Raw genomic sequence first — 17,904 nt, forward strand, 5'->3', positions numbered from 1 at the left:
CAGGAGACCAATACCCCGATTTCAGTGGATCCGGGCCGTTGCGGCACCCACGCGTGTGTTCACACCGGGACGATCTCGGCGCGGTCCTCGACCGGGGTGTAGCCCAGGCGCTGGTAGACACCGTTGCTGGTGGGGTTGGCCAGGTCGGTGAAGAGGAGGACCTCCGAGGCGCCGGCCGCGTATGCCGCCGCGCTCGCCGCGTGGGTGACCCCGGCGGCGTAGCCGCGGCCGCGGAGCGCGGGCGGGGTGTAGACCGGGGCGACGCGGGCGGCCGAGCCGATCGGGCGGGAGAAGGCCGCCAGGGAGACCGGCTCGTCCTCGTGCTCCCACAGTCGGATCCCGCCGTAGGAGATCCGGTCGCGCAGCACGGCCTCGGAGGCCTTGCCGGGAACGCCCGCCTCCGCGATGAAGGCCGTGGTCCACTCCAGCAGCAGCGGGAGGTCCGCCCCGGTGGCGGGCCGGGCCCGCCCGGCCGGGGCGGGATCCGGGGCGACCAGGCCGGCCAGCCGGTACAGGCGGATCTCCTCGGCGATCCGGCTGGGCCGCCCCCAGGCCCCGGCCAGCGCCTCCGCGTCCGGGCGGCGGGCGTTGATCCCGGGGATCCGGGCGAGCAGCGGTTCGCCGGCGAGCGCGTCCCCCAGTGCCCGGACCGCCTCCCCGGGCACCACGCCGAGCAGCATCGGGAACGGCGGGGTGCACAGCAGGCCGCCGGCGACGGCGCCGTCGGCCCCGGTCCACCAGCCGAAGAAGGGGGTGCCGTCGCCGTAGGCGCCGGTCCCGCGCCGCCGCAGCCCGTCGGCCACGGTCAACAGAAGGGTGTTGGAGACGGGCTGCGCGGCCGCGGCCGGGCCCGCCGCGGCCAGATAGGCCGCCAGATCCGTGGTGAAGGTCCAGGTCATGGCCCATCCTGGCGGGACGGGGAGCCGGCGCGCACCCGGATTTCCGTCAGGCCGGCAGCCAACCCGGCCACCACGGCGGCACGTTGTCGAGCCCGCACCGCTCCAGGTTCCCGGGGTATCCGTCCAGCGTCCCCTTCGTGGCGAAGAACAGGAGCACCACCAGCGCGAGCACGAGCAGGGACGGCACGGGGCGCAACGGCAGGGGCAGCTGTCGGCTGAGGAAGGCGATCAGCAGCGCGAGGAACGCGCATCCCGGCACCATCAGCACCAGCAGGAAGGTCATCTCGAACCGTCCGCCCGCCTCCCAGCCGGCGTCGCAGTACGCGCGGGCGCGGGAGGCGAGCGCGATGGCGGAGTACCCGGCCGCGGCTCCGACCAGCGCCGCCGTCACCAGCAGCAGGGCCGTGGCCCGCCGCCCGGGCGGCCTCGCGGGGACCTGGTACCAGGTCTGGGGCCGGTAGGGAGGCTGCGCCGAGGACGGGGACTGCGGCGGGTGCGGAGGAAGATCGGATTGCGTCACGACACCTCGTGACGCGGCCTTCGCCGCCTACGGTTGCGCGAACCCCGCCCCGATGTCCCGCAGCCGCGCGTGGAGTTCGGCGAAGACGGCCGCCGCCCGGTCGCCCGGCCAGCCGGCCGGGAGCAGCTCGCGCGGCAGGCCCGGGTCGGCGTACGGCAGGCGCCGCCAGGAGTCCAGCGCGAACAGGTAGCCGCGGTAGGCCTCCTCCGGCGTGGGCTCCGGGCCCGACTGGAGGGCGCGCAGAGCCGGCTCGTGCAGGTCGAGGAATTCCTCGTGCTGTTTGGCCAGGGCCGCCAGGTCCCACCAGCGGGCCACCGCCTCGGCGCTCGGCGCGAAGCCGAGGTGGGCGCCGCGGAACAGCTCCACGTATGGCGTCAGGTGCAGCCGCTCCAGCGTGTGCGCGGTCTCCTCGGCCAGCCGGGCCGGGGCGATCCACACGCCCGGCGCCACCGCGCCGAAACCGAGCCGGGCCAGCCGGGAACGCAGCAGGTGCCGCTTGTTCCGTTCCTGTTCCGGGACGGAGAACACCGCCACCAGCCACTCGTCCGACAGCTGCGGACTGCCGTAGATCCGGCGGTCGCCGTCGTCCAGCAGCTGCTGCGCCTCCTCGGAGAGCCCGTACGCCGCCGAGCCGTCCGCGGCGCGCTCGGGCAGCAGGAAGCCGCGCCGCTTCAGCCGGGACACCGACGAGCGGACCGACGGGGCGTCCACGCCGACCGCGCCCAGCAGGCGGACCAGCGCGGACACCGGGACCGGGCCCTCGAAGGCCCGCCCGTAGGCTCCGTAGAATGTGACGATCAGGGATCGCGGGGTGTGCTCGACCACGGTTTCACTCTAGGCCGTCGAGCCGGTCGAGCCGGTCGAGCCGGTCGAGCCGGTCGAGCCGGTCGGGCCGGTCCGGCCGGGCGCCGGGATCCCGCAGCCGGAAGCGCTGCAGCTTGCCCGTGGCCGTGCGCGGGAGCGCGGAGAGGAAGACGAAGGAGCGCGGGCACTTGTGCGGGGCCAGCTCCTCCCGCATGAAGGTGCGCAGGGCCTCCTCGGTGAGGACCACACCGTCACGTGCGACGGTGTACGCCACCACGATCTGCCCGCGTCGCTCGTCCGGGCGGCCCACCACCGCCGCCTCCACCACGTCCGGGTGGCGCAGCAGGGCCTCCTCCACCTCCGGGCCCGCGATGTTGTATCCGGCCGAGACGATCATGTCGTCGGCCCGGGCGACGTAGCGGAAGTAGCCCTCCGGATCGCGCACGTAGGTGTCACCGGTCAGGTTCCAGCCGTCCTGTACGTACTCACGCTGCCGGGGGTCCGCCAGGTAGCGGCAGCCCACCGGGCCGCGTACGGCCAGCAGCCCCGGCTCGTTGTCCGCGACCGGCCGGCCGGACCGGTCCACCACCCGGGCCTGCCAGCCCGGCACCACCCGGCCGGTCGTACCGGGCCGGATCTCCTCGTCGGCGGCGGAGATGAAGATGTGCAGGAGCTCGGTCGCCCCGATGCCGTTGATGATCCGCAGGCCGGTGCGCTCGTACCAGGCCTGCCAGGTGGCGGCGGGCAGGTTCTCCCCGGCCGAGACGCAGCGGCGCAGCGCGGACAGGTCGTACATGCCCACGTCGTAGGGGCCCAGGGCGTCCAGCATCGTCCGGTACGCGGTGGGCGCGGTGAACAGCACCGTCACCCGGTGCTCCGCGAGCGCGGGCAGCAGCCGGCGCGGCACCGCCTCCTCCAGCAGCAGCGCGGAAGCGCCCGCCCGCAGCGGGAAGACGACCAGCCCGCCGAGGCCGAAGGTGAACCCGAGCGGCGGGCTGCCCGCGAACACGTCGTCCGGTCGGGGGCGCAGCACGCTGCGGGAAAAGGTGTCTGCGACGGCGAGCAGGTCGCGGTGGAAGTGCATGCAGCCCTTGGGCCGGCCGGTGGTCCCGGAGGTGAAGGCGATCAGGGCGACGTCGTCGGCGGAGGTCGGGGCGGCCGGGAAGGGCCCCTCGTGTCTCTCGGCCAGCCGCAGCAGATCGTCCGGGGCGCCGCCCCCGTACGCGGTGATCCGCAGCCCCGGCACCTCGGCCTTGACCAGGTCGTCCAGCACGTCCGCATGGCACAGGGCGTGCTGGACCCGGGCCATCGCGCACACCGTGGCCAGCTCCTTCGCGCGCTGCTGGGGCAGTACGGTCACCGCCACCGCGCCCGCCTTCATGACCGCCAGCCAGCAGGCGGCGAGCCAGGGGCCGGTGGGTCCGCGCAGCAGCACCCGGTTGCCGGGGACGACGCCGAGGTCGACGGTGAGCACGTGGGCGAGGCGGTCCACGCGCTCGCGCAGCCCGCCGTACGTCCACACCTCACCCGAGCCGCTGCGGAAGGCCGGGCGGTCGGCGCCCGCCGGGCCGAACCGGGCGATGGTGGCGTCGAGCAGCTCCGCCCCGCAGTTCAGGCGGTCGGGGTAGGCCAGTTCGGGCAGATCGAAGACCAGCTCCGGCCAGGTGTCGACGGGTGGCAGATGGTCACGGGCGAAGGTGTCCGTGTGAGCGGAAGGCATGAGGTCCAAGGCGGGTCGCCCCCTGCAGCGGTCCGGAGTGGGGTGGGGCCGGCCGTGCTGTTGCCCTACGAGCGTATCGTGATGGTGACGGCAGTCAACAGGACGCGATAGATGCGGGGACATTCGGATGACCGGATTCGCGCTCGGGGTGGACCAGGAGGAGTGGTGCGGGCAGTTGCGCGCACTGGCGGCCGACCGGCTGAGGCCGCTGGCCGAGAAGGGGGAACCGGGAAGGGTCAACCGGCCGCTGCTGGCCGCGCTGGGTGAGCTGGGCCTGCTGGAGCGGGTGTTCGCCTCGGGCGCGCTGGAACTGTGCCTGCTGCGCGAGTCCCTCGCCTACGGCTGCACGGAGGCCGAGACGGCTCTCGCCCTCCAGGGGCTGGGGGCCTACCCGGTGCTCAAGGCCGGGAGCGAGGCGCAGCGGGAGCGCTGGCTGCCGCAGGTGCGCGCCGGGCGGGCGGTGGCGGCCTTCGCGCTGAGCGAGCCGGGCGCCGGCTCGGACGCGGCGGCGCTGGCGCTCGCGGCCGAGGCCGACCCGGGCGCGCGGGGCGGCTGGCGGCTCGGCGGGGAGAAGTGCTGGATCTCCAACGCCCCGGAAGCGGATTTCTACACGGTGTTCGCCCGGACGGGTGAGGGGCCGGGGGCGAAGGGGGTCTCGGCCTTCCTGGTCCCGGCCGACCGTCCCGGACTCTCCGGCGAAGCGCTGGACATGCTGTCCCCGCACCCGATCGGCTCCCTCACCTTCGACGGGGTCCCGGTCGGCCCGCGGGACCTGCTCGGCGAACCCGGGCGGGGCTTCCGTGTCGCGATGGACACCCTGAACCTCTTCCGGCCGAGCGTCGGCGCCTTCGCGGTGGGCATGGCCCGCGCCGCGCTCGACGCGACGCTCGCGTACACGGCGGGGCGGGCGGCCTTCGGCGGGACGCTGAGCGACCTCCAGGCGGTGGCGCACCGCGTGGCCGAGATGGCCACCCGCACGGAGGCGGCCCGGCTGCTGGTGTACGCGGCGGCCGGGGCCTACGACCGGGGCGCCGCCGACGTTCCGCGCCGGGCGGCCATGGCGAAACTGCTGGCCACGGAGACGGCCCAGTACGTGGTCGACCACGCGGTCCAGCTGCACGGGGCGGTCGCCCTGCGGCGGGGCCACCTGCTGGAGCACCTCTACCGGGAGGTGCGGGCGCCGAGGATCTACGAGGGGGCGAGCGAGGTGCAGCGCACGATCATCGCGAAGGAGCTGTACGGGACGCTGCCCGGGGAGGTGGCGGCCGGATGAGCCCGGACCGGATCAACCCGCCGGAACTGTCGCCGGCGACGGGCTTCTCGCACGCGGTGGCCGCCACCGGCTCCCGGCTCGTCTTCCTGGCCGGCCAGACCGCCCTGGACGGCTCGGGCAAGGTGGTGGGGGAGACCCTGCCGGAGCAGTTCGAGGTAGCCCTGACCAACCTCCTGGCCGCCCTCGCGGCGGCGGGCGGCGCCGCGAGGGACCTGGCCAGGGTGACGGTGTACGCCGTGGACGTGGCGTCGTACCGCGCGTGCTCGGCCGAACTGGGCCGGATCTGGCACCGGCTGGCGGGCCGCGACTACCCGGCGATGGCCGTCATCGGCGTGGTCCGCCTCTGGGACGAGCAGGCCCAGGTCGAACTCGACGGGGTCGCGGTCCTGCCGTGACCGCCGAAGGGGAGCGGGGCCCGTGCCGCTCAGCCCCGCGCACGGGTCTGGCGGTACTCCCGCGTCGTGACGCCGCCGACGCCCCAGTCCTCCAGGTCGACCTCGTCGATGAGGACGAAGGTGGTGGCCGGGTCCTTGTCGAGGACCCTGACCAGCAGGTCGGTCACGCCGGCGATGATCTCGGCCTTCTGGGCGGCGGTGGCGCCCTCACGGGTGATCTTGACGTTGACGTACGGCATGGCGGTGGATGTCCTTCCGGTGAGAGGGGAGTGCGCGGGCGGGCAGGCGGGGTTCAGGCGGCGCGGCCGGTCACGTGACCGCCGTCCACGCGCAGGGCGTGGCCGGTGACGAACGTGGCGCCCGCGAGGTAGAGCACGGCGTCGGCGACCTCGGGGGCCTCGCCGACCCGGTTCAGCAGGGCGAGTCCGCCGAAGGAGTCCACGTCGGAGCCCGCGTGCAGCGGAGTGCGGATGATGCCGGGTGACACGAGGTTGACGCGGATCCCGTCGGCGGCGAGCTCGGCGGCCAGGCTGGTCGTCAGCGCGTGCACCCCGGCCTTGCTGACCACGGGCGCGGAGGCAGGGAAGCCGGCCAGCGCGTGGTCCACCAGGACGGTGCCGATGTTGACGATGCTGCCGCCGCGGCCCTGGGCGCGCAGCGCCCGCACCACGGCCTGGGTGGTGAGGTAGGTCCCCTTGAGGTTGCCCGTCAGGAATCCGTCGAGCTCGGCCTCGGTGACCTCGGTGAAGGGCTTGGAGGCGAAGGTGCCCGCGTTGTTCACCAGGACGTCGATCCCGCCGAACCGGTCGAGCGCGGTGTGGACGAGCGCCTCGCCGGTCTCCGGTTCGGCGATGGCGCCCGCGACCCAGGCGGTGCGCTCCGGGTGCCCGAGACCGGCGGCCGCCTTGGCGAGGCGGTCGGAGTCCCGGCCGTTGAGGACGACGTTGGCGCCACTCGCCAGGAAGGCGCGGGCGATGTCCAGCCCGATGCCGCTGGAGGAGCCGGTGACGAGAGCCGTGATGGCGTTCGTGTTCGTGTTCGTGTTCGTGTTGGCGTTGGCGTTGGCGGTCATGGTGTGTGCCTTCCGGGGCGAGGGTCCGTCCTGCTGACACCGGAAACCTACGAACCATCAACCCATAACACCACGACGAAAATTGAAGCGTGCCATAATCCCGCGTTATGGATGTGGATCTGCGCGACCTGGAGCTCCTGGACGCCACCGCCGAGACCGGCTCGCTGACCGCGGCCGCCGAGAAGCTCTACGTGAGCCAGCCGGCCCTCAGCCAGCGGCTCACCCGCCTGGAGGCCCGCCTGGGCGCGCCCCTCTTCGACCGCAAGGGCCGCCGCCTGGTCCCCACCGCCGCCGGCCGCCGGATGCTCGTGGCGGCCCGCCAGGTCCTCGGTGAACTGGCCTCGGCCTCCCGGGACCTGAGGGAGATCCGCGACGGGCGCGACCGGCGGGTCCGCTTCACCGCGCAGTGCAGCACGACCTTCCCCTGGCTGCCGCCCGTGCTGCGCGCCTTCCGCAAGCGCGAGCCGGACATCGACGTACGCCTGGAGACCGTCCCCGACGACGCGCCGATCCCGGCGCTGCTCGCCGACCTCGTCGACGTCGCGCTGGTCACCAAGCCGGATCTGCAGATGGACCGGGTGTCCCTGACCAAGCTGTTCGACGACGAGATGATGGCCGTGGTGCCGGCTGGACACCCGTGGGCCGCGCGGGCGCACCTGACCGCCCGTGACTTCGACGGAGTCGACCTGGTCCTCTACGACGGCTACGACCAGAGCCGCATCCCCTCGATGCCGCTCCCGATCCCGCCGGGGTCCCGGCCCGGCCGGATCACCACCATGCCGGTGGTCACCGAACTGGTGGTCGAGATGGTCGCGGGCGGCCAGGGCGTGACGGTCCTGCCCAACTGGGTGGCCGCCCCGTACGTCGCCTCGCACGGCCTCGCCCTCGTGCGGATCGGCGCGCAGCCGCTGACCCGCACCTGGTTCTGCGCCACTCGGACCGGGCCGCGCCCGCCCCATCTGGAGGCCTTCGTCGAGGAAGTCACGGCCTGCCTGACGGCCCCCCGGGCTGCGCTCCCGGGCGGCGGCGCCTGAGGGGCCTCGGGCGACGGGCTCCGGGACGGGTCCGTCCGAGATGCGGCACGCCGGGGTCTGGTGCGGACTCGGAGTGCCGATCGACCACCCGCGGTCCGGGTTCGCACCGTCCAGTGGAGGAACGCGCCGTTCCCACCCCGAGGCCGTCCTGGACCTCATCCGGACGGCCGCCCGCTCGGTCTGACAGCCGCCCGCTCCGTCTGACCGCCGCCCGCGACCGGGCCCGCCCGTCGTACCCGCCACGGTGAGGGGCGGGTACGCGGCGCCGCCCGGCCGGCAGGCCGCCTCCTAGCCCTCCAGCAGGCGGCCCATCCACTCCTCGATCCCGGCGACCGTGCGCGGCAGCGCGCCCGACATCAGGCGGGCGCCGTCCGCCGTGATGACCAGGTCGTCCTCGATGCGGACCCCGATGCCCCGCAGCTCCGCGGGGAGGGTCTCGTCGTCGGGCTGGAGGTACAGGCCCGGCTCCACCGTGAGGACCTGGCCCTCCTCCAGGACGCCGTCCAGGTAGGTCTCCGCCCGCGCCTTCGCGCAGTCGTGCACGTCCAGCCCCAGCATGTGCCCGCTGCTGCACAGTGTGTACCGCCGGTGCAGGTCGCCCTCCGCGTCCTTCAGGACGCCCCACTCCGCCAGGCCCTCCGCGATCACCCGCATCCCGGCCCGGTGGAAGTCCCCGAAGCTCGCGCCCGGGCGCAGCGCCGCCATGCCCGCTTCCTGGGCGGCCAGGACCAGCTCGTAGACCTGCCGCTGGACGGGGGAGAAGCGGCCCGACAGTGGGAGGGTGCGGGTGATGTCCGCCGTGTAGAGGGTGTCCGTCTCCACGCCCGCGTCCAGCAGGAGCAGTTCGTCCCCGTTCAGCCGGCCGTCGTTGCGGATCCAGTGCAGCGTGCAGGCGTGGGCGCCCGAGGCGGCGATGGTCTCGTACCCGGTGCCGTTGCCCTCGGCCCGCGCGCGCAGGCCGAAGACCCCCTCGATCCACCGCTCCCCGCGCGGATGGGCCAGCGCGCGCGGCAGGGCCCGTACGACGTCCTCGAAGCCCGCCGTCGTGTGGTCGACGGCCAGCTGCAGCTGCTCGACCTCCCACGCGTCCTTCACCAGGCGCAACTCCGAGAGCACGGAGGCCAGTTCCGCATCGGAGGCCGCGTTGCGGCCCGCCGGTGACCCCAGCTCGTCCAGGTGCGCGCAGCGGATGCCGGTGAGGCGCTGCGCCTCCGCCAGGTCCGGCCGGCGGCCCACCCAGAACTCCCCGTACCGGCGGTCCCGGAAGAACTCCTCGTTCCCGTCCGCCCGCGGCGAGCGCGGCCGCAGGTAGAGCACCGCCTCGTGCGCGTGCGGGCCAGAGGGCTCCAGGACCAGGACGTGACCGGCCTGGTCCTCGCCCGTGAGGCCCGTCAGCCAGGCGTACGCGCTGTGCGGGCGGAAGCGGTGGTCGCAGTCGTTGGAGCGGACCTTCAGTTCGCCGGCGGGGACGATCAGCCGCTCGCCGGGGAAGCGGGCCGAGAGCCGTGCCCGGCGGGCCGGGGTGACGGCGTGGGCCGGGACGCGTGCGGAGTCGGGGAGCGGGGAAGCGGCCCAGTCGCCCGCCATGAAGCGGGACAACTCCGGTGATACCGGGCGGTCGTGACTGCCCGTGTTGAGGAGGGCGGGGGTCTTGGTCACGAGGCTCCTTCAAGAAAGATGCGAACTGATGGGCGCACAGGTCTTGTCAGTGCAATTTCACATTACTATGTTACAGCTCACACCGCGGCACGTTAACCCCCGTCAAACGCCGTGTGACCCAGGGCAGTTGGCCCAGAACAGACGAACTCAGGGCAGTTCACGCACCACCCCCCACCTCACCCTCTCCAAACAGGAGTTCTCGGTGTTCCAGCACAGAGCAGTGCGCTCTTCCCTCCTCGCCTCCGCCGTGGCCGTGACCCTCCTCGCCACCGCGGGCCAGGCCACCACGCAGGCCGCCGCGCCGCAGGCCCCTGCCCCGGCCGCCTTCGCCGGCGCCCAGGCCGCGCCCGCCCCCGGCCCCACGGGGAACCCGTTCGACGAGGTCGACCGCCTCGCCAACGCGAAGGACAACACCCCCGCACCCGCTCCGGCCCCGGGCGGGCAGGCCATCAGCGGCCAGGTCCCGGGCGCGGCGACGGCCGCCTCCGCGCCCGCCGACGACCTGCAGAAGCGCGGCAGGACGGCCAAGGCGGCCCCCACCGCCAAGAGCGTCGCCGCCGGCGTCCCGTGCACCCTCGACGGGATCGCGAACCTCACCCCGGAGCAGTTCGCCGACTTCCTCGGCGACTCGGCCGTCCTCGCCGACGGCTGCCTGCGCGGCCTCATCTGGACCTGGGACGCCCGCCTGGCCCCGGTGATGTCGGACGCGCACGTCCAGGCCGTCTCCCGCCGGATATCCGCCCTGGCCGCCGCCCACGACGGCCGCAACTCCTCCCACCTGGAGGAGATGTTCACCTACCTGCACGCGGTCGCCTACCACGACTACTCGCGCTCCGAGATCGACGTCACCGACGCCCCGACCGTCGACGCCATGCGCCGGGCCATCGCGGACTTCGGCAACGCCGCACGCACCTTCGACGTGACGCCCTCCAACGCCCGCACCCTGCGCGAGGCCCTCTACGCGGCCAGCGCGCCCGGCCTGCGCCAGCACCAGCTCGGCCTCATCAAGAAGGTCCTGGCCACCATGGACCCGGCCCACCCGGCCACCCACACCGACGCGACCTGGGCGGGTGCGACGCTCGCCGCCCTCTCCGTCAGCTACCTCGGCGTCTACCCCGGCAACAAGGACACCGCCTTCCACTCCGCCGTGGCGGGCGACGCCTCCTACCGCGCCGCCTTCAAGGCCTTCTCGACGTACACGCACCTCAAGGGCACGGCCAACGCCTGGGTGGCGCGCGACGCGCTCAGCGAGTACGCCCGCTTCGGGCAGGTCGACGGTCTCCGGGACCAGGTCGTCGCCGACCTCGGCGCGCTGCTGGGGCCCGTCAAGGCCGGCTTCGGCGACGGCAGCGAGCAGTGGGCCAAGCTCGTCTCCTGGCTCAACTTCTACGAGGCCTGCAAGCCGTACGGGGTGTGCAAGGAGGACATCGAGAAGCAGCTCTTCCCCTACACCTACTCCTACGACAACGGCGCCATCAAGGTCCGCACCGCCCTGGACCGGGCCACCGTCGACCAGCTGTACTACGCGAGCAAGCAGGTCAAGGCCCAGTACCACCGCGTGCTCGGCACCGAGCAGCCGCTCGCGGGCGACCCCAACACCACGCTGAACATCGTGCTCTACGCCTCCCGCGCCGACTACGTGAACTACCACCCGATCCTGACCGGGTACGACACCAACAACGGCGGCATCTACATCGAGAACGGCGCCACCTTCTACACCTACCAGCGCCGCGTCCCGCAGGACTCCTCCCTCACCCTCGAGGAGCTCTTCCGCCACGAGTACACGCACTACCTCAACGGCCGCTTCGCCGTCCCCGGCTTCTTCGGCGAGGGCCCCTGGTACGAGGGCGACCGCACGACCGCCATGGACGAGGGCACGGCCGAGTTCTTCGACGGCGCCACCCGCGACAACGGCATCGCCGTCCGCAAGTCCCTCGTCAAGAGCATCATCAGCGACACCTCCGGCGGCGGTCCGCGGATGAGCGTCGAGCAGCTGCTGAACGCCACCTACGACGGCGACGGCTTCCGCTTCTACAGCTACGCCGGCACCTTCTTCGAGTTCCTGTGGACCGAGAAGCCCACGCTGCTGCGCGAGATGTACACGCACCTGCGGGCGAACGACGTGGCGGCCTACGACGCCTGGCGCCACCGGATGGGAGCGGACGCCTACCTCCAGCGCGACTACGACCGCTTCCTGGACGCGCAGATCGCCAAGGTCGACCAGCTCTTCGTGCCGAACACCACCTTCACCCCGAACGGCCAGCTGCGCGATTCCGCGCTCGCGTCGGTGAAGTCGACCTTCGCGACGGCCACGTACAACACGCCGGACTGCGTGGAGAACGGCGAGCCCGGCAAGCGCCGCTTCACCTGTACCGGACGGATCACCGCGAACCTGAAGAACTGGCGCAGCGACGACCAGAACTTCAAGGACGTGTCGGAGACGGTCGACTACTTCATTCTCGACCGCGCGGGCGCGGCCTCGAACAACCTCGCCGACATGAACTGCTCCTTCGGTCCGCTGGAGATCTGGAGCAACAAGGTCGCGGGCACGTCGAGTTACAGCTGTGAGGGCCCCCTCCGCGGCTGACGGACACCGGACCGGTCCTGCGCCTGAGGAGGGTGCGGGACCGGTCTGGGCAGGCACTAAAGAATGTGACATATTACTGTCGTGCTCAAGAGACACTCCCTGGACGCCGTGATCATCGGCGCCGGCGTCGTCGGGGCGGCCTGCGCGTACTACGCGACCCGCGCCGGACTCTCCGTGGCCGTGGTCGACCGCGGCCCCGTCGCGGGCGGCACGACCGGCGCCGGCGAAGGCAACCTGCTCGTCTCCGACAAGGAGGCGGGACCGGAGCTCGACCTCGCCCTCCTCTCCACCCGGCTCTGGACCGAACTCGCCGCGGTCCTCCCGCGCGAGATCGAGTACGAGCCCAAGGGCGGGCTCGTCGTCGCCCCGGACGACACCACCGTGCAGGCCCTGCGGAGCTTCGCCGAGGGCCAGCGCAAGGCCGGGGTCCACGCGGTCGAGGTGCCCGCGGACGCCCTGCACGAACTGGAGCCGCACCTGGCCCCGGGCCTGGCGGGCGGGTTCCACTACCCGCAGGACGCCCAGGTCCAGCCGGCCCAGGCGGCGGCGCGGCTGCTGGCCGCGTCCGGAGCCGAGGTGTACCTCGGCGAGGAGGTGACGGGCGTACTGCTGGACCGGGGTGCCGTACGAGGGGTCAGCACCCCGCGCCGGGAACTCCTGGCCCCGGCCGTGGTGAACGCGGCCGGGACCTGGGGCGGCCACATCACCTCGCTGGCCGGGGTCGCCCTGCCCGTCCTCCCGCGCCGCGGCTTCGTGCTGGTGACCGAGCCGCTCCCGCGGGTGGTCCGGCACAAGGTCTACGCCGCCGACTACATCGCGGACGTCGCCAGCGGCTCGGCCGCCCTGCAGTCCTCGGCCGTGGTCGAGGGCACCCCGTCCGGCCCGGTCCTCATCGGCGCCACCCGGGAGCGGGTCGGCTTCGACCGCTCCCTCTCGACGGAGGCCCTGCGCCGCCTGGCCGCGCAGGCGGCGGCGCTCTTCCCGGTGCTGGCAGACGTCCGGGTCCTGCGGACCTACCACGGCTTCCGCCCCTACCTCCCGGACCACCTCCCGGCCATCGGCCACGACGCCCGCCGCCCCGGGCTGCTGCACGCCTGCGGCCACGAGGGCGCGGGCATCGGCCTGGCCCCCGCCACCGGCCTGCTGATCGCCGCCGCCCTGACGGGGGCCGAACCGCCGCTGCCCGCACACCCGTTCCGCCCGGACCGCTTCGGCGCGGACGCGGGCCCTGCCGACACCCCCGCCGACACCCCTGAGGAGCCCTCCTGATGCGCAGCGCCCGCTCCTTGGTCGGCGGCACCCCGGAGGCCGCGCACGAGATCACCTTCGACGGCCGGGAACTGCCCGCCCTGCCCGGCCAGAGCATCGCCGCCGTGCTCTGGGGCGCCGGGATCCTGGCCTGGCGGACCACCCGCGAGGGCGGCGCCCCGCGCGGCGCGTTCTGCGGGATCGGCAGCTGCTACGACTGCCTCGTCACCGTCAACGGCCGCCCGAACCAGCGCGCCTGCCTGGTCCCGGCCCGGCCGGGGGACACCGTCACCACCCAGGAGGGAACCGGCCATGCCGACCTCACCGTCTGAACCCGCCGGCCGCGCGGGCCGCACGGACCCCGAAGGCCTGCCGACCCCTGCCCCCGCGCCGACGCCGGTGCCTGCCGCCAGGCCGACGCCGCTGCCTGCTGCCGTGCCGGCGTCCGCTGCCGTGCCGGCGCCGGTGCTTGCTGCCGTGCCGGCGTCGGCCGCTGCGTCCGTCCCGGCGCGTGCCGCGGTGTTCGTGCCGGTGCCTGCTGCCGTGCCGGCGTCCGCTGCTGCGTCCGTCCCGGCGCCTGCCGCGGTGTCCGTGTCGGTGCCTGCTGCCGCGCCTGTGTCGCTTCCTGCCGCCGTGCCGGCGTCGGCCGCTGCGTCCGTCCCGGCGCGTGCCGCGGTGTTCGTGTCGGTGCCTGCTGCCGTGCCGGCGTCCGCTGCCGCGCCCGTGTCGGTGCCTGCTGCCGTGCCGGCGTCCGCTGCCGCGCCCGTGTCGGTGCCTGCTGCCGTGCCGGCGTCCGCTGCCGCGCCCGTGTCGGTGCCTGCTGCCGTGCCGGCGTCCGCTGCCGCGCCCGTGTCGGTGCCTGCTGCCGTGCCGGCGTCGGCCGCTGCGCCCGTGCCGGCCCCTGCCGCCGTGCCGGCGCCCGCCGCGGTGGTCGTTTCCGGGAGCGCGCCGGCCCGGGCCGATCTCGCGATCGTCGGCGCCGGCCCGGCCGGGCCCGCCGTGAGTGCCGCCGCCTCCGACAGCCCTGCCGTTGCTCCTGCCGTGCGGCCGTCCGGTCCCGCCGGGAGTCCGGCTGCCGGCGCCGACGCGAGCCTCGCCGTCGCTTGCGCCGCCGCTCCTGCCGTGAGTGCCGGCGCCCCCGCTTTCGACCTCGCCGTCGTCGGGGCCGGCCCGGCCGGGCTGGCTGCGGCCGTCACGGCTGCCGGGCTCGGGCTGCGGGTCGTCCTGCTCGACGCGGGCGAGCGCCCCGGCGGGCAGTACTACCGCCACCCCGCCCCGGGCCTGGGTGCGGCCCGCCCGGAGGCCCTGCACCACGGCTGGGCCGAGTTCGCGACCCGCGAAGCCGCCCTGCGCGCGCACGAGTCGGCGGGCCGGATCACGTACCTCCCGCTGCACCACGTGTGGACGGTCGTCCCGAGCGGGGCGGCGGGTTCCGGACCTGCCGCGCGCGCCCGCACGGCCGTCGCCGCGCCCGCCACGGAGTGGACCCTGCACGCCGTGGCCGGGCCCGAGGAGGCGGCGGCCTCGGTCCACGCCTCGGCCGTCCTCATCGCCACGGGCGCCTACGAACGGCAACTGCCCTTCCCCGGCTGGACCCTGCCCGGGGTGGTCGGGGCCGGCGGGGCGCAGGCCATGCTCAAGGCCGGGCTGGTCCTGCCGGGCAAGCGGGTGGTCGTCGCCGGGAGCGGGCCGCTGCTGCTCGCCGTGGCCGGGTCCCTCGCCGCCGCCGGAGCCGCCGTGCCCGCCGTGGTGGAGGCCGCCGCCTACACCGCGTACGCCGGCCGGGTGCCCGCCCTGCTGCGCAACCCCGGCAAGCTCGTCGAGGCCGCGGGCTACGGCGGGGCGCTGGCCCGCCACCACGTGCGGCTGCTCACCCGGCACGCCGTCACCGAGGCCCACGGCACCGACCGGGTCGAGGCCGTCACCGTGGCCCGGCTCGACCGGGACTGGCGTCCGCTGCCCGGTACCGCCCGCCGGATCCCCTGCGACGCCCTCGCCGTCGGCCACGGGCTCGTGCCCCAGCTCGAACTCGCCACCGGCTTCGGCTGCGCCACCCTGCGCAGCCCCGACGGCACCGTCGCCCTCGTCCTCGACGAGGAACAGCGGACCTCCGTCCCCGGCATCTGGTCGGCGGGCGAGACCGGCGGCATCGGCGGAGCCCAACTGGCCATGACCGAGGGCGAACTGGCCGCCCACTCCGTCGCGGGCGTGCCGTGCGGCCCCCGGCCGACCCGCCGCCGCGCGCGGTTGCGCGCCTTCGCCGACGCGATGGCCGCCGCCCACCGCCCGGGCGAGGGCTGGACCGGCTGGCTGCGCGACGACGCCGTCGTGTGCCGCTGTGAGGAGGTCCCGGCCGGCCGCGTCCGGGAGGCGGTCGAGGACCTCGGCGCGCGCGACGCCCGTACCGTCAAGCTCCTGACCCGGGCCGGCATGGGCTGGTGCCAGGGCCGGATGTGCGGCCCCGCCGTCGCCGCCCTCGCCGGCGAGGAGCAGTCGGCCGACCGGCGACCGCTGTCCTGCCCGGTCCCGCTGCGCCGGCTTGCCGAACTTCCGCCCGCGGACCGCTGATCGGGGCGTCCCGGCCCTTGTGGCCGTCCCGCACCCACTAGTAAAATGTCACACACCACTCTAGGGAGCCCTCTCATGACCCACGCGCACACCCCCGCGCCCCGCACCCGCACCCGACCCTGGCACGGCATCATGGTCGCCACCGCGCTCCCGCTGCGCGAGGACCTCGGCGTCGACTACGACGCCTACGCCGAACACGTGGCCTGGCTGATCGCCAACGGCTGCGACGGCGTGGTCCCCAACGGCTCCCTCGGGGAGTACCAGACCCTCACCGACGAGGAGCGCGCACGGGTCGTGCGCACCGCCGTCGAGGCCGCCGGAGACGGTGCCCGCGTCATGCCCGGAGTCGCCGCCTACGGCAGCGCCGAGGCCCGCCGCTGGGCCGAACAGGCCGCCGAGGCCGGCGCCGGCTCCGTACTCCTCCTGCCGCCCAACGCCTTCCGGGCCGACGAGGAGACCGTACGCGCCCACTACGCCGAGGTCGCCCGCGCCGGGCTGCCCGTGGTCGCGTACAACAACCCCATCGACACCAAGGTGGACCTGGTCCCCTCCCTGCTCGCCCGGCTGCACGCCGACGGCTCCATCGTCGCCGTCAAGGAGTTCAGCGGGGACGTGCGCCGCGCCTACGAGATCGCCGAGCTCGCCCCCGGTCTCGACCTGCTCATCGGCGCCGACGACGTCCTGCTCGAACTGGCCCTCGCGGGCGCCGTCGGCTGGATCGCCGGCTACCCCAACGCCCTGCCCCAGTCCTGCGCCACCCTCTACCGGGCCGCCGTCGCGGGGGACCTCGCCACCGCCCTGCCGCTCTACAAGTCCCTGCACTCCCTGCTGCGCTGGGACTCCAAGACCGAGTTCGTCCAGGCCATCAAGCTCTCCATGGACCTGGCCGGCCGCCCCGGCGGCGCCACCCGCCCGCCGCGCTTCCCGCTCACCGGCGAGACCGAGGCCGCCGTCCGCGCCGCCACCGAGAAGGCCCTCGCCGAGGGCCTCAACTAACCAGCTGGAGGGGACGCCTGATGCGTACGCGCCACGTTTACCACGCGGTGGACTCGCACACCGAGGGGATGCCGACCCGGGTGATCACCGGGGGAGTCGGGGTGATCCCCGGCGCCACCATGGCCGAGAAGCGGCTCCACTTCATCGAGCACACGGACCACGTCCGCACCCTGCTCATGTACGAGCCGCGCGGCCACTCCGCGATGAGCGGCGCCATCCTGCAGCCCCCCACCCGCCCCGACGCCGACTACGGCGTCCTCTACATCGAGGTGTCGGGCCTGCTCCCCATGTGCGGGCACGGCACCATCGGTGTCGCCACCGTCCTCGTCGAGACCGGCATGGTGCCGGTCGTCGAGCCGGTCACCACCGTCCGGCTCGACACCCCCGCCGGACTGGTGAGCGTCGACGTCCGCGTCGAGGACGGTGCGGCCACCGCCGTCACCCTCACCAACGTCCCCTCCTTCAGCGTCGGCCTCGACCTCAAGGCCGAGGTCCCCGGGTACGGCACGGTCACCTACGACATCGCCTACGGCGGCAACTTCTACGCCTTCGTCGAACTCGACGCCCTCGGTCTCCCCTTCGACCGCACACGCAAGGGCGACCTGCTCGCCGCCGGACTCGCGGTCATGGACGCGATCAACGCGGGCGACGACCGGCCCGTCCACCCCGAGAACCCCTCCATCGCCGGGGTCAAGCACGTCTACCTCGCCGCCCCCGGCTCCGACGCCCGCCGCTCCCGGCACGCCATGGCCATCCACCCCGGCTGGTTCGACCGCTCGCCCTGCGGTACGGGCACCAGCGCGCGGATGGCCCAGCTGCACGCCCGCGGACTCCTGGAGCTCGACACGGACTTCGTCAACGAGTCCTTCATCGGCACCGAGTTCACGGGCCGGCTGATCGCGCAGACCACCGTCGGCGGACTCCCGGCCGTGGTGCCCACGGTCACGGGCCGGGCCTGGATCACCGGCACCGCCCAGTACTTCCTCGACCCGACCGACCCCTTCCCCGGAGGCTTCAACACCGTTGCGTTAGGGATCTTGAGTCGTTGGCAACCCCCGCATGAGTAGCAGGAACGGGACTCCTGGTAGATCAACTTGTGCTGAAGCAAGGTGATCGTCGAGTCCAGGAG

General features: G+C 74.1%; 16 protein-coding genes. 9 read left to right on the forward strand and 7 right to left on the reverse strand.

Translation table 11 applies throughout. The features are described 5' to 3' along the window. Positions 1-59 precede the first annotated feature (59 nt). Genes OG332_RS33540 through OG332_RS33555 form a run of 4 tightly spaced genes read right to left on the reverse strand, consistent with a single transcriptional unit; the run spans position 60 to position 3,943 of the window. Complete coding sequence (locus tag OG332_RS33540; protein WP_327416951.1) at positions 60-899, reverse strand: GNAT family N-acetyltransferase; 840 nt, start codon at positions 897-899, stop codon at positions 60-62. A gap of 46 nt (positions 900-945) precedes the next feature. Beyond that, on the reverse strand, positions 946-1,419 hold the full coding sequence (locus tag OG332_RS33545; RefSeq protein WP_327416952.1) for a hypothetical protein: 474 nt from the start codon (positions 1,417-1,419) through the stop codon (positions 946-948). A 27-nt stretch (positions 1,420-1,446) separates the two neighbouring features. Beyond that, on the reverse strand, positions 1,447-2,244 hold the full coding sequence (locus OG332_RS33550; protein WP_327416953.1) for a PaaX family transcriptional regulator: 798 nt from the start codon (positions 2,242-2,244) through the stop codon (positions 1,447-1,449). A 4-nt stretch (positions 2,245-2,248) separates the two neighbouring features. Next, positions 2,249-3,943: an AMP-binding protein gene (locus OG332_RS33555; protein ID WP_327416954.1), complete on the reverse strand. Its 1,695-nt coding sequence runs from the start codon at positions 3,941-3,943 to the stop codon at positions 2,249-2,251. Between the two features lie 127 nt (positions 3,944-4,070). Here OG332_RS33555 and OG332_RS33560 point away from each other — a divergent pair, with 127 nt between their 5' ends. Next, positions 4,071-5,216, forward strand: coding sequence for an acyl-CoA dehydrogenase family protein (locus OG332_RS33560; protein WP_327416955.1), 1,146 nt, complete (start codon positions 4,071-4,073; stop codon positions 5,214-5,216). Then, positions 5,213-5,611 carry a RidA family protein gene (locus OG332_RS33565; protein WP_327416956.1) on the forward strand — a complete coding sequence of 133 codons (399 nt, stop codon included), beginning with the start codon at positions 5,213-5,215 and terminating at the stop codon, positions 5,609-5,611. Before OG332_RS33560 ends, OG332_RS33565 begins: the two co-directional genes overlap by 4 nt. A gap of 29 nt (positions 5,612-5,640) precedes the next feature. On the opposite strand, the gene OG332_RS33570 is transcribed toward OG332_RS33565, so the two are convergent. Then, positions 5,641-5,850, reverse strand: a complete 210-nt coding sequence (locus tag OG332_RS33570; protein WP_327416957.1) for a tautomerase family protein — start codon at positions 5,848-5,850, stop codon at positions 5,641-5,643. A 53-nt stretch (positions 5,851-5,903) separates the two neighbouring features. After that, positions 5,904-6,683 (reverse strand): SDR family NAD(P)-dependent oxidoreductase, encoded by a 780-nt coding sequence (locus OG332_RS33575; RefSeq protein WP_327416958.1) that lies wholly within the window; start codon positions 6,681-6,683, stop codon positions 5,904-5,906. 107 nt (positions 6,684-6,790) lie between these two features. Here OG332_RS33575 and OG332_RS33580 point away from each other — a divergent pair, with 107 nt between their 5' ends. Then, positions 6,791-7,717 (forward strand): LysR family transcriptional regulator, encoded by a 927-nt coding sequence (locus OG332_RS33580; RefSeq protein ID WP_327416959.1) that lies wholly within the window; start codon positions 6,791-6,793, stop codon positions 7,715-7,717. Positions 7,718-8,005: 288 nt separating this feature from the next. On the opposite strand, the gene OG332_RS33585 is transcribed toward OG332_RS33580, so the two are convergent. After that, positions 8,006-9,376: an aminopeptidase P family protein gene (locus tag OG332_RS33585; RefSeq protein ID WP_327416960.1), complete on the reverse strand. Its 1,371-nt coding sequence runs from the start codon at positions 9,374-9,376 to the stop codon at positions 8,006-8,008. A gap of 202 nt (positions 9,377-9,578) precedes the next feature. Between OG332_RS33585 and OG332_RS33590 the strand changes: the two genes are divergently transcribed. The 6 genes from OG332_RS33590 to OG332_RS33615 all read left to right on the forward strand — a co-directional run bounded on the left by OG332_RS33590 (position 9,579) and on the right by OG332_RS33615 (position 17,842). Beyond that, positions 9,579-11,963, forward strand: a complete 2,385-nt coding sequence (locus OG332_RS33590; protein ID WP_327416961.1) for a collagenase — start codon at positions 9,579-9,581, stop codon at positions 11,961-11,963. Positions 11,964-12,044: 81 nt separating this feature from the next. Continuing rightward, positions 12,045-13,232: an NAD(P)/FAD-dependent oxidoreductase gene (locus tag OG332_RS33595; RefSeq protein ID WP_327416962.1), complete on the forward strand. Its 1,188-nt coding sequence runs from the start codon at positions 12,045-12,047 to the stop codon at positions 13,230-13,232. Beyond that, a complete protein-coding gene (locus OG332_RS33600; protein ID WP_327416963.1) occupies positions 13,232-13,543 on the forward strand; it encodes a (2Fe-2S)-binding protein in 312 nt (103 codons plus the stop codon). The genes OG332_RS33595 and OG332_RS33600 overlap by 1 nt, the downstream gene beginning before the upstream one ends. Before the next feature lie 790 nt (positions 13,544-14,333). Next, positions 14,334-15,779, forward strand: a complete 1,446-nt coding sequence (locus tag OG332_RS33605) for an FAD-dependent oxidoreductase (RefSeq protein ID WP_327419466.1) — start codon at positions 14,334-14,336, stop codon at positions 15,777-15,779. Between the two features lie 75 nt (positions 15,780-15,854). Continuing rightward, entirely contained in the window at positions 15,855-16,775 is a 921-nt protein-coding gene (locus OG332_RS33610; RefSeq protein WP_327416964.1) for a dihydrodipicolinate synthase family protein, read from the forward strand. 20 nt (positions 16,776-16,795) lie between these two features. After that, positions 16,796-17,842, forward strand: coding sequence for a proline racemase family protein (locus tag OG332_RS33615; RefSeq protein ID WP_327416965.1), 1,047 nt, complete (start codon positions 16,796-16,798; stop codon positions 17,840-17,842). Positions 17,843-17,904 lie beyond the last annotated feature (62 nt).

This window comes from Streptomyces sp. NBC_01233 (assembly GCF_035989305.1).
Taxonomy (GTDB): domain Bacteria; phylum Actinomycetota; class Actinomycetes; order Streptomycetales; family Streptomycetaceae; genus Streptomyces.

Coding starts and splice junctions, on each gene's coding strand:
- OG332_RS33540 (WP_327416951.1), bottom strand. CDS start 899: ATGACCTGGACCTTCACCACGGATCTGGCGGCCTATCTGGCCGCGGCG.
- OG332_RS33555 (WP_327416954.1), bottom strand. CDS start 3,943: ATGCCTTCCGCTCACACGGACACCTTCGCCCGTGACCATCTGCCACCC.
- OG332_RS33560 (WP_327416955.1), top strand. CDS start 4,071: ATGACCGGATTCGCGCTCGGGGTGGACCAGGAGGAGTGGTGCGGGCAG.
- OG332_RS33565 (WP_327416956.1), top strand. CDS start 5,213: ATGAGCCCGGACCGGATCAACCCGCCGGAACTGTCGCCGGCGACGGGC.
- OG332_RS33570 (WP_327416957.1), bottom strand. CDS start 5,850: ATGCCGTACGTCAACGTCAAGATCACCCGTGAGGGCGCCACCGCCGCC.
- OG332_RS33575 (WP_327416958.1), bottom strand. CDS start 6,683: ATGACCGCCAACGCCAACGCCAACACGAACACGAACACGAACACGAAC.
- OG332_RS33580 (WP_327416959.1), top strand. CDS start 6,791: ATGGATGTGGATCTGCGCGACCTGGAGCTCCTGGACGCCACCGCCGAG.
- OG332_RS33600 (WP_327416963.1), top strand. CDS start 13,232: ATGCGCAGCGCCCGCTCCTTGGTCGGCGGCACCCCGGAGGCCGCGCAC.
- OG332_RS33610 (WP_327416964.1), top strand. CDS start 15,855: ATGACCCACGCGCACACCCCCGCGCCCCGCACCCGCACCCGACCCTGG.
- OG332_RS33615 (WP_327416965.1), top strand. CDS start 16,796: ATGCGTACGCGCCACGTTTACCACGCGGTGGACTCGCACACCGAGGGG.